Raw genomic sequence first — 10731 nt, forward strand, 5'->3', positions numbered from 1 at the left:
GAGGAGCACCCGCAGCTGCGCCGCGCCATGAGCGAGGCCCGGATCTGCCGCGAGGAGGACCCGCGCTGGCACCTGGGCGCCGACCAGTCCGAGCAGCAGAGTCGCCACGATGCCGAGGTTCTGCTTGCCGGGCTTGATCAGACGGGCGAGCGCGCCGATGATCAACCCGGCGACGATGAACCCGATCACGTCACCCTCCCATGGTCGATGACCTTGCTCCACCCGGCTACCCGAGGGGGTCACCCCTCAACCGTCCCTGTGACGCACGCCGGTGTCAGTGCAGCAGCGGCGTGCTCGGTTCGACGCCGCACAGCGCGCGTCCGTAGTGCTCGATCCCGGTGGTGGGGACCATGATCGCGTGCGTGGCCAGCGCCTGGACGTCCCTCGCGATCCGGTGGAGGGGCAGCTTCGTGGCGATGCCCGAGGCGCCCGAGCCCAGGCGCAGCGCTTCGACGGCCTCGACGCAGAGCTTCGCCGCGTAGGCCACCTGACCCCACACCCGGGCCCGGTCGTGGACGTCGGTCGGCACGCCGGTCGCGACGCGTTCGTCGAGCAGGGCGGCGGCCTGGTCCGCGAGCAGGCGGGCCGAGTCGATCTTCAGCCGCGCCTCGGCCACCTGGTGGTGGGTGGTCGCGGCGTCCCGGTGGCGGGCGTGGCCGGTGTAGGCGATCGGGCCGCGGTCGGGCAGCCGTTCGAGGAAGAGCCCGTACGCGGCCTCCGCCATCCCGAGGAACGACCCGACGGCGCTGGTGAGCAGGTAGGGCAGCGGGGGGTGGCGGTAGTAGGGGGACGCCGCGTTGCGCTCGCTGCGGTGGTCCTGGTCGAGCAGCTGCGCCACCTGGAGCACGTGCCGGTGCGGGACGAACACGTCCCGGCCGGACACGGTGTTGCTGCCGGTGCCCTCCATGCCGCTGACGTACCAGTCGTCCTCGATGGTCAGCTCGCGCGCGGGGATGATGAAGTGGGCCGGTCCGCCGCCCTCGACGACGGCCGGCTGGAGCAGGTACGAGGCGTCCAGGCAACCGCTGTTGAACGGCCAGCGCCCGGTCACGGAGTACCCGCCGTCGACCGGCACCGCCCGACCGGGCACCGCCAGGGTGGCGCAGTGGAAGCTCGTGGGGTCGGCGAAGACCTCTTCCTGCACCTCGTCGGGGAACTTGGCGAACAGGAACACCGAGTCCAGGTAGATGGTCGCGACCCAGGCGGTGGAACCGCAGCCGCGGGCGACCTCCGTGAGGGCGGCGAGCTTCGTGCGCACGTCGCACTCCAGCCCGCCCAGGTGCCGCGGCAGCGCCGCGCGGAAGAGGCCCGTCCCGCGCAGCGCGTCGAGGTTCTCGCGGGGGACGCGGCGCTCGGCCGTGCAGCGCTCGGCGTTGGCCCGGAGGAGGGGGACGAGACCGCGCACCCGGTCGAAGATGTCCGACATGGGGTGGTCCTCCCGTGCTCGTGGCCGGGCGTCCAGCAGGGCCACTGTGCCACAGGGGGACAGCGGCGACAGGGCGTCCGGGACATGGCACTCGAACGGTGCGGGCGGGTTGACCGCCCGTGCCCGACGGGGCCGCCGCGCTGGGCCGATCGGGGCGAGTGCCGCACGGTGTGGAGCAACGCCGGACCGGGCGACCGTCCGCACGAGGCTTCACGCGGCGGGTGGATCCGCCGTCGTCACGGCCGAGCGCGCAGGCCGTCCAGGGTGACTCCGACGAGCCGGTGGACCGCGTCGTCGGACGGCAGGTCGTCGGCGGCTTCGAGGGCGTGCAGGCAGTAGTCGGCCAGTTCCCCGGCCGGGACGTCGTCGCGCAGTTCGCCGGTCGCGGCGCCCCGGGTCAGCAGGTCGCGGATGAAGTCGTGCAGGTGCCGGTGGGCCTCGACGACGTGCTCCCCGCGGTGCAGGGCCGCGGCGATGCCGGTCCCGTGGCCCTCCCGCCCGCGGGACAGGCGGGCGTAGGCGTGGAGCACGGCGCGGAGCTTGTCGGCGGTCGAGTGCGCGCGCTCGCCCACTTCCCGGAGGTGGTGCAGGTGGTGGGTCACCTGCCGGTCGTGCCAGGCGACCAGGATCGCCTCCACGTCGGGGAAGTACTTGTACAACGTCGCCCGCCCGATGCCGGCCTTCTCCGCGATCTGCGACATGGTCAGCGACGTCACCCCGTGCTCGGCCACCAGCGCCGCGGTGGCGTCCAGCGTCGCGTCGCGCACCGCGCGGCGGTGGGCGTCGATGGTGTCGTTCCACAGCCTCGGCACCGCCTCACTGTACGGGACGACGGCTCCTGGACAGTGCGTCGTCAGTGTGACACTGTGTCTCGATAAACCCGATCGACTCGACCGAGGTGGCGCACATGGCCGATCAACCCGCACGGACACCGCGATGGGTGGTGGTCGCAGGCTCGGCAGCCCTGGCGCTCGTCGTGGTGCTGGTGGTCCTCCACCTGACCGGCAACGGCCTGGGTGGCCACTGATGCCCCTCGCACCCGGCCTGCGGAAGCTCACCCTGACCTCGCACGTCGTCGCCTCGGTCGGCTGGTTCGGCGCGGTCGGCACCTTCCTCGCCCTCGCCGTCGTCGGCCTCACCAGCGCGGACGACGGCCTGGCGCGGGCGGTCCACGTCGCGATGGAACCGGCGACGTGGTGGGTGATCGTGCCGTTGAGCCTGGCCTCGCCGGTCACCGGCCTCGTGCAGGCGCTGGGCACGACGTGGGGCCTCTTCCGGCACTACTGGGTGATCGCCAAGCTCGTGCTGACGGTCCCGGCGACCGTCGTGCTGCTGGTGCACGCGCGCCCCATCGGACACCTGGCCGAGATCGCGTCCGGCCCGTCCCCGCTGGGCCCCGACCTGGACGGGGTGCGCGTCCAACTGCTGGTCGACGCCGGTGCCGCGCTGCTGGTGCTGCTCGCCGCCACGGCACTGAGCACCTACAAGCCGCGCGGCCTCACCCGCCGCGGTCGGCGGGTCGCCCGCTGAGCGGTGCGGGATTCGATCGTCGTGCGGTCGTTCGCCGCGCGTCCTCAATGGACACTTTACTGCGCGTTGTTGGCCGGTCGGCGGAAGTATCCGTCGCAAGTGGACGAAGTGGTGTCGCGGTGGCCCGAACGGGACCGGCACGGTGGTCGACCCGACGCCCGCCGGTGGTCGAATCCCCGCACCCGGCACTTCTTCATTCATGCGCAATCGCGGCCATTGCTAACAAACACGCCACAAGGCCGAAACGTACTTTCGCCAAAGGCCCTCGACACGACCGAGGTGGGGCAGGGTAGAACTATTCGACGTTTGCCGTCAAGTATATCGGCTTGCGAGACTTCGGGTGGGAAACTAGGCCGAATGGGTGGTCTTCGTGTGTCCCGCTCCCTGGGAACTCCCTCGTAGGACGGCCATAGTCGCACTGAACCCGACTGTATTGGTTACCGATGAATAGGTAGTTCCTCCCGTAACGCGGGGACGCGGTGCTATCTTCGCGGCAGCGCGACCAGCGCATTCGAGCTCACCTGCCCAAGGGTCGGGCGGATCGGGCGAAGCACGTGAGGGAAAGATCGCGGGGCTGGGGGTTTCCATGTCGATCACCGCAAATGAGACCGATGTGAGCGGGTGTGCGGACGTCGAAGTCCGCGAAGCGGTCGAGCGCGCCGCCGAACAGGTGATCGAGCCCTGGGCTGATCGGCTCGACGCCCTGGTCGACCGCAGCCACGTGGTGCGGCAGGCGGTGGACCTCGCGGTCGACGACCTGCTCGCGCTGACCCACCGCGACCCGGCCAGCAAGGGCTCCTGGGAGTACGTGCTCGCCGCCTACTCGTGCTTCCAGGCCGTGCTGACCCACCGCCTCGCGCACGCCGTGCTCACCGGTCCCGGTGCCGACACGTTGCCGCGCCTCACGCTCGCGCGCTCCATGTCGGAGACCGCGAAGGTGCGCAGCGGCGTGGAGATCCACCCGGCCGCCACCATCGGGCCGCGCTTCGTCGTGGACCACGGCATCGGCACGGTCATCGGGGAGGACGTGATCATCGGCTCGGACTGCTACGTGCTCCAGGCAGTCGTGCTCGGCGCGCGCGGCATCGCGGACAACGTCACCGGCAGGCGGCACCCCCGACTGGGCGACCGGGTGCAGGTGGGCGGGTTCGCCCGGGTGCTCGGTCCCGTGTCGATCGGGGACGACGTCGTCATCGGCAGCCACGCGCTCGTCCGCGCCGACGTGGCCGCGGGCGCGCAGGTCGCCGTGCTGCACCAGTACCAGATGGTCGTCGGCTCCCAGCCGATCACGATCTACGGCGTCGAGGCGCTGGGCGAGTACCGCTTCCGGCTGCACGGCATCGGCCTCGACCGCCGCGGCATGGACGTGGAGATCCTCGGCCCGAGCCAGGTGCCGCTGGCGCCGGGCGACTGGAGCATCCTGCAGAGCAACGCCAAGTGCCTCACCGTGCAGATCGCGCCCCGCGCCCGCGGGCTGCGCTCGGTCACGCACATCCGAGTACGGCACGACGGGTCCGAGGTCATCGTGGGCATCCCCGTGAGCGGTCGATCCCGACTCCGGCCCCTGCCCCGCAGCGCGTGACCGGCACGCGCCCGTCGACTCCCGCACCGGCGATCCGCCGGTTCCCCTGTTCGTGGAGGATCCATTCCGATGTCCGCACCGAAGACGGCGGAGGCGGCACCCGTCGTCCCGGCCGCGAACGCTGACCGCAAGCGGAAGCTGCTGCTCCTCGTCAGCTTCATCGCGGTCTGCCTGATCTGGGGTTCGACCTGGATCGCCGTCAAGCTCGCCGTGACCGACATGCCGCCGCTGACGGCGTCCGGTCTGCGGTTCGTCGTCGCCGCGCCGCTGTTCATCGCCGGCTGCCGCGCCATGGGCAAGCCGCTGGCCTACCCGCGCCGGCTCAACTGGTTCTTCGCCTACATCTTCGCGTGCTACTTCGCGGTCCCGTACTTCCTGTTCAACTACGGCGAGCAGTACATCTCGTCCGGCCTGACCGCGATCTGCTTCTCGTCGGTCGCGGTGATGATGGTGGTGTTCAGCGTGCCGATCCTGCGCACGCGCATCACCACGACCCAGTTCGTCGCGGTCGTGTTCGCGTTCACCGCGCTCGGCGCGCTCATCGTGCACTCGCAGGGCATCGCGGTGACCAGCGGTTGGGGCGTGGCCGCGGTGCTGGGCGCCGCCACCATGCACGCGCTGACCTACATCCTGATCAAGAAGCACGGCCGGGAGATCCACTCCCTCACCCTCAACACCATGCCGATGGCGCTGGCCGGGATCGTGCTCACCGGGTTGGGCTTCATCGTCGAGCAGCCGGGGGCCGAGGCGTTCACCGCCCGCAGCGTCGGCGCCACGCTCTTCCTGGGCGTGGTGGCGTCCGCGATCGGCTTCGTCGTCTACTTCTGGCTCGTGCAGCGGACGGACACGGTCACGTCGTCGTTCGTGTTCGTGCTGTTCCCGATCGTCGCGCAGCTCTTCGGGATCCTCGTCGAGGGTGCGCGGTTCGACGTCATCGACCTGGTGCTGACCCTGGCGATCCTGGGCGCGTTCGCCGTGACCCAGTGGGGCCAGCGCAGGACCGCGAGCGTGAAGGGCGGCGGGGGCCGTGGATGAGCTGCTGACCGAACCGGTGCTGGAGCGGATCTACCGGCACGCGGTCGAGGCGCACCCCGCCGAGGCCTGCGGGTTCGTCCGCGCCGCCGGGGTCAAGCACTGCGACAACGTGATCGACCAGCTCACCCGCGAGCGGCCGGACCACTTCACCCGGAAGGCCACCACCGGGTACGCCTTCGGCGTGGCCGACCTGCGCGAGCTGGCGGAGTCGTTCGACACCGACGACCCGGTGCGGATCATCTACCACTCCCACCCGGACGTGGGCGCGTACTTCAGCGACGAGGACCACCGGCACGCCGTGTTCGAGGGCATGCCCGTCTACCCGGTGCGGCACCTGGTGGTCGACGCCACCGCGACGGGTGTCCGGGGCGCGCGGCTGTTCGACTTCTCCGCCGAGGCGGGGCGTTACGTGGAGGTCGCGGTGCTCGGACAGCCGAACGACCGCACGCCGGGCGACCGCACGCCGGTCGCGGACGTGGAGACGGGGAGCGCGCGGTGAACGACGGACGGACCGCCATCGCGGACTCGGTGCTGGACGCGATCGGCGGCACGCCGATCGTGCGGCTGTCCCGCGTCCAGCCGGACCTGGACCGGGAGCTGCTGCTCAAGCTGGAGATGGTGAACCCTGGCGGCAGCCACAAGGTGCGGATCGCGCTCAACATGATCCTGGAGGCCGAGAACGCGGGCGATCTCGTCCGCGGCAGCGGCCAGACGATCATCGAGCCGACCGGCGGCAACACCGGCACCGGCCTGGCCATGGCCGCCGCCGTGCTGGGCTACAAGCTGGTCCTGGTCATCCCGGACAACTACAGCAAGTCCAAGCAGCAGCTGTTGCGCAGCTACGGCGCCGACGTGCGGCTGTCCGACCACCGGCGCGGCGGCAACTCGCACGGCGAGATGGCGATCAGCCTGCTGTTCGACAACCCCGATTGGGTGATGTTGAACCAGCAGGCGAACCCGGCGAACCCCGCGATCCACGAGCGGACGACCGCCCTGGAGATCCTGTCCGCGATGAGGGGCCGGGTGCCGGACGCCCTGGTCGCCGGCGTCGGCACGGGCGGTCACCTCACCGGCATCGGCCGCGTGCTCCGCAAGCACAACCCGGACCTGCGCATCGTCGCCGTGCTGCCGGAAGGCTGCTCCCTGCTGGAGAACCGGTTCGTCCACCACTCGATCCAGGGCCTCGCGGTGGGCCTGGTGCCGGCGGTCCTGGACGTCGACCTGATCGACAGCGAGATCCAGGTGGCCCACGGGGACGCCATCGACATGATGCGCCGCCTGATGCAGACCGAGGGCCTCGGCGTGGGCATTTCCTCCGCCGCCAACGTGGTCGCGGCGTGCCGCCTCGCGAAAGAACTCGACGAAGGCGCTTGTATACTCACGTTCGCTTACGACGGCGTGCTGGACTACTTGGACGCACTGCCCGACATCCCACCCTCTCCGGACGGCGTCGGCTCTGACGACGCGGGAGGACGACTTGGTCGCGAAGATCTACATTGACGACCCGTACCAGTGCGAGTGCGTCGCCCGGGTCACCAGGTTGCGCGGGAACACCGTGTTCGTCTCGCAGACCGTCTTCTACCCGGAGGGCGGAGGGCAGATCGGTGACACCGGGTGGATCGGTGAGTCGCGCGTCGTCGACACGCAGAAGTTCGGCGGGCGGCCGTTCGGGCACCCCGACTTCCCGGACATGATCATGATCGACGGCGAGGTCGAGCACCGGCTGGCCGACGACACCCCGACGCCGGTCCTCGGCGCGGAGGTCGAGGTCCGCATCGACTGGGAGCAGCGGTACCGCAACATGCGGCACCACTCGGCCGCCCACCTGGGCTTCTGGTTCGCCAGCGCCCTGCGCCCCGACCTCTACACCAGGGGCGTCCGGATCGACGGGAACACCGCGCGGTTCGACTTCAGCGTCTCCAGGCGGTTCACCACCGAGGAGGTCGCCGAGATGGAGCACCTGGCCAACGAGGTCATCACCAAGGACCTGGAGATCCGCACCGCCGGCGTGAGCGGCGAGCGCGAGGCCAGGATGTGGTACAGCGGCGACATGATGATCCCGTGCGGCGGCACGCACGTGCGCTCCACCGGCGAGATCGGTCACGTGAAGATGCGCAGGAAGAGTCACGGAAAAGCTGTGGAACGGCTTTACATAACAACCGTGGAACCGGGTTCATAGCCCATTCCTGATGGGGGTTTTCGTGAACGTCAAGTCGTTCGGCAGCAGGCACGCCGCCGTCTCCACGTCGGTGTTGCCCGCTGTGCTGGGAGCGGACATGAACGTACCGCTGGCCGACGGGACGATGGCGCCGTTCGCCAACTTCGACCACGCCGCCACCGCGCCCTGCCTGGAGGCGGTGGCCGACGCGGTCAACACGTTCCTCCCGTGGTACACCAGCACGCACCGGGGCGCGGGCACGTTATCCGCGATCTGCACGGCGAAGTACGAGGAGTCGCGGATCACGGTCCGGCAGTTCATCGGCTGCCGCCCGGACGACCACCTGGTGTTCACCCGCAACACCACCGACGCGCTGAACATGCTCGCCCGGATCGTGCCCGAGGACACCACGACGATCGTCTTCGCCCACGAGCACCACGCGGGACTGCTGCCGTGGCGAGACGTCCGCACGCTGCCGATCCAGTCGGACGTCGACGGGGTGCTCACCGCCCTGGACGGGGCGCTGGCCGAGATCGGCGCCAAGGCCCTCGTCGTGGTCACCGGGGCCACCAACGTGACGGGCGAGCTGCTGCCGCTGGAGGAGCTGGTCGCCATCACGCACCGGCACGGCGCCCGGATCGCGGTGGACGCCGCCCAGCTGGTCGCGCACCGGCCCATCGACATGACCGCGCTGGACGTCGACTACCTGGCGTTCAGCGGCCACAAGCTCTACGCGCCGTTCGGCATCGGCGTGCTCGCCGGCCGGTCGGACTGGTTCGTCGCCGCCGAACCGTACCTGCGCGGCGGCGGGGCGACGGTCAACGTGGGCGACGACCCGCGCGACGTGGAGTGGTCCCTCGGGGTGCCCAGGCACGAGGCGGGCACGCCCAACGTGATCGGCGCGGTCGCGCTCGCCGCCGCGTGCGAGACCGTGCGCACGGCGTGGGACTCGCTGATCCCGTACGAGTCGGTCCTGCTCACCAGGCTGCGCACCGGCCTGGCGGAGATCCCCGAGGTGAACGAGCTGTCGCTGTTCGGCCTGACCGAGGACCGGATCGGCATCGTCAGCTTCACCGTCGACGGCGTCGACCCCGGCCTGCTCGCCACCGCCCTGTCCGTGGAGTACGGGATCGGGCTGCGGCAGGGCCGGTTCTGCGCGCACCCCCTGACCCGGCACCTGCTGCGGAAGTCCGGGACGCCGGGGTCGGAGACCGCCGTGCGCGCCAGCCTCGGGCTCGGCGTCGACGTGGCCAAGGTCGACCGCCTGGTCGACGCGATCCGCACGATCAGCGAGATCGGCCTGCGCATGCTCTACGTGACGCAGGACGGCACGTGGTGGCCGACCGCGGTGTCGGTGTCCTCGCACGACGCCGGATCGGTCCACTGAGGACGGACGTCTTGCTCTCCCGCCGACGGGAACGCCCGGCTCCGCTACCGTGAGCCGGGCGTTCCCGCGTCAGGTCAGAGGAAGTCGCCGCCGCGCGTCACAGCGCCGTAGGCGTCCACGATCCCGTGCCCGTAGAAGCCGTTGAGCGCAGTGTCGCCCACGCAGGTCGCGGTGAACTCGGCCGACCGGCCGACGTTCTCGTACGACACCGTCCGCGGCTCCGGGCACGCCCTCGGCGTGGCCGTCTTGTACAGCACCTGCTCCACCTTGTCCGGCGACATCGTCAGCGTGCCGGGGTGCGAGCGGTCCTGCTTGCCGTACTGGCTGATCACCAGCGCGGCCACGCCCGTGGCGTGCGGAGCGGCCATCGACGTGCCCTGGAGGTAGCGGTAGAAGCCGCAGGTGGCGCCGTCGCAGTACTTGGCCACGCCGGCGTCCAGGCCGACCTGGGTGATGTTGCCGTCCGCGTCGATGTCGCCCGCCTCGAGCGCGATGTTGCGCGGGTAGGCGGACCGGATCATGTTCTCGTTCGTCCGGTACCAGTCGGTGCCCAGGCCGTCGCGGAAGTAGCCGCCGGGGGCCGACAGGGCGGTCTGCTCGACGCCGTAGTTGGAGTAGTCGGCCTTGGCCAGCGACGGGCCGAGCGCCGACACGGAGATGACGTGGTCACCTTCGGTCGGGAGGGTGAGGCAGGTCCCGTTGTCGACCGGGCGGGGGTAGCTCGCGCCCGGCGGGTAGTTCGGGCTGACCACGTCGGTCCGCGGGCTGCCGAGGTCCTCGTGGTTGTTGCCGGCCGCGCCGATCAGGGTCACGCCCTTGCGGTGCGCGTAGTTCAGCGCCCGCTGGATCGCGGTGATCGTGGTCCGCTGCGCGATCTGCGCCTCGGGGCTGTCGGCCGGGTTGGCCGTGCAGTTCATGTACCAGGGGTCGACGTAGAACGACATGTTGATCACGTCGAGGCCGATGTCGGCGCCGTAGGTCAGCGCGTCCACCACCGGCTGCAGGAAGAACGAGCCTGCGTCCTGACCGGCGCGGATGTTGACCAGCGAGACGTTCGGGGCCACACCGGAGACGCCGAAGCCGTTGGCCGCCGCCGCGATGGTGCCCGCGACGTGGGTGCCGTGGCCGCCGCCGTCGTGGTCGGAGGGGTCGACGCAGCCGCGGAACTCGCACGGCCCGTCGAACACGTCGCCGTTGCTGTCGTTCGGGATGTCGATGGTGAAGTTGCGGGACAGCTCGCGGTTGAAGTTCGGCGCGATGTCCGGGTGCGTGCCGTCGACCCCGGTGTCCAGCACGCCGACGTACACGCGCCGGTCACCGGCCTGCCGCGCGCGGGCGATGTCCGAGCGGACCAGGCGCAGGCCCCACAGGGCGTCGTCGAGAGGGTCCAGACCGGCCGTGGACGCGGGGGCGGGAGCGGCCTTCCGGGTGGACTTCGGCGCACCGACGTGCTCGCTCTCCACGTCGTGCCGTTCCCGGGTGCGCCGGGTGCCGTTGTCGGGGAGCTTCCCGATCGGCCGCACCGGGGCGGCGCCGAACACCGCGTCGGAGGCGGTGACGCGCTGCACGAAGCCGGTGGCCGGTGCGCTGACGGTCAGCGTGCCGATCGCGGT

General features: G+C 70.8%; 10 protein-coding genes and 1 pseudogene. 7 read left to right on the forward strand and 4 right to left on the reverse strand.

Translation table 11 applies throughout. The annotated features are described in order from the left end of the window. The 3 genes and pseudogenes from AB0G02_RS19325 to AB0G02_RS19335 form a co-directional block, all read right to left on the reverse strand. Window positions 1–189: pseudogene (locus AB0G02_RS19325) on the reverse strand (GlsB/YeaQ/YmgE family stress response membrane protein); the annotation flags it as partial. 85 nt (window positions 190–274) lie between these two features. Next, complete coding sequence (locus tag AB0G02_RS19330) at window positions 275–1426, reverse strand: acyl-CoA dehydrogenase family protein (RefSeq protein WP_360796045.1); 1152 nt, start codon at window positions 1424–1426, stop codon at window positions 275–277. Window positions 1427–1662: 236 nt separating this feature from the next. After that, window positions 1663–2238, reverse strand: a complete 576-nt coding sequence (locus AB0G02_RS19335; RefSeq protein WP_360796048.1) for a helix-turn-helix domain-containing protein — start codon at window positions 2236–2238, stop codon at window positions 1663–1665. Between the two features lie 214 nt (window positions 2239–2452). Here AB0G02_RS19335 and AB0G02_RS19340 point away from each other — a divergent pair, with 214 nt between their 5' ends. The 7 genes from AB0G02_RS19340 (at window position 2453) to AB0G02_RS19370 (ending at window position 9118) form a co-directional block, all read left to right on the forward strand. Beyond that, entirely contained in the window at window positions 2453–2956 is a 504-nt protein-coding gene (locus AB0G02_RS19340; RefSeq protein WP_360796052.1) for a DUF2269 domain-containing protein, read from the forward strand. Window positions 2957–3569: 613 nt separating this feature from the next. Next, entirely contained in the window at window positions 3570–4538 is a 969-nt protein-coding gene (locus AB0G02_RS19345; RefSeq protein ID WP_360796055.1) for a serine O-acetyltransferase, read from the forward strand. Between the two features lie 69 nt (window positions 4539–4607). Beyond that, window positions 4608–5573 carry a DMT family transporter gene (locus AB0G02_RS19350; RefSeq protein ID WP_360796057.1) on the forward strand — a complete coding sequence of 322 codons (966 nt, stop codon included), beginning with the start codon at window positions 4608–4610 and terminating at the stop codon, window positions 5571–5573. Further along, window positions 5566–6072 carry a Mov34/MPN/PAD-1 family protein gene (locus tag AB0G02_RS19355; RefSeq protein ID WP_360796060.1) on the forward strand — a complete coding sequence of 169 codons (507 nt, stop codon included), beginning with the start codon at window positions 5566–5568 and terminating at the stop codon, window positions 6070–6072. The genes AB0G02_RS19350 and AB0G02_RS19355 overlap by 8 nt, the downstream gene beginning before the upstream one ends. Further along, complete coding sequence (locus tag AB0G02_RS19360; protein WP_360796063.1) at window positions 6069–7073, forward strand: PLP-dependent cysteine synthase family protein; 1005 nt, start codon at window positions 6069–6071, stop codon at window positions 7071–7073. Before AB0G02_RS19355 ends, AB0G02_RS19360 begins: the two co-directional genes overlap by 4 nt. Next, window positions 7051–7752, forward strand: coding sequence for an alanyl-tRNA editing protein (locus AB0G02_RS19365; protein WP_360796065.1), 702 nt, complete (start codon window positions 7051–7053; stop codon window positions 7750–7752). The genes AB0G02_RS19360 and AB0G02_RS19365 overlap by 23 nt, the downstream gene beginning before the upstream one ends. Window positions 7753–7762: 10 nt before the next feature. Then, window positions 7763–9118, forward strand: coding sequence for an aminotransferase class V-fold PLP-dependent enzyme (locus AB0G02_RS19370; protein ID WP_360796068.1), 1356 nt, complete (start codon window positions 7763–7765; stop codon window positions 9116–9118). A gap of 74 nt (window positions 9119–9192) precedes the next feature. Here the strand turns inward: AB0G02_RS19370 and AB0G02_RS19375 are convergent. Continuing rightward, a partial coding sequence (locus AB0G02_RS19375) for a S8 family serine peptidase (protein ID WP_360796071.1) occupies window positions 9193–10731 on the reverse strand: 1539 nt, incomplete at its 5' end.

The organism is Actinosynnema sp. NPDC023658, from assembly GCF_040639995.1.
GTDB lineage: Bacteria > Actinomycetota > Actinomycetes > Mycobacteriales > Pseudonocardiaceae > Actinosynnema.

Excerpts from the sequence above, each read along its gene's own strand:
- AB0G02_RS19350 (WP_360796057.1), top strand. The coding sequence starts at position 4,608 with ATGTCCGCACCGAAGACGGCGGAGGCGGCACCCGTCGTCCCGGCCGCG.
- AB0G02_RS19370 (WP_360796068.1), top strand. The coding sequence starts at position 7,763 with ATGGGGGTTTTCGTGAACGTCAAGTCGTTCGGCAGCAGGCACGCCGCC.
- AB0G02_RS19340 (WP_360796052.1), top strand. The coding sequence starts at position 2,453 with ATGCCCCTCGCACCCGGCCTGCGGAAGCTCACCCTGACCTCGCACGTC.
- AB0G02_RS19330 (WP_360796045.1), bottom strand. The coding sequence starts at position 1,426 with ATGTCGGACATCTTCGACCGGGTGCGCGGTCTCGTCCCCCTCCTCCGG.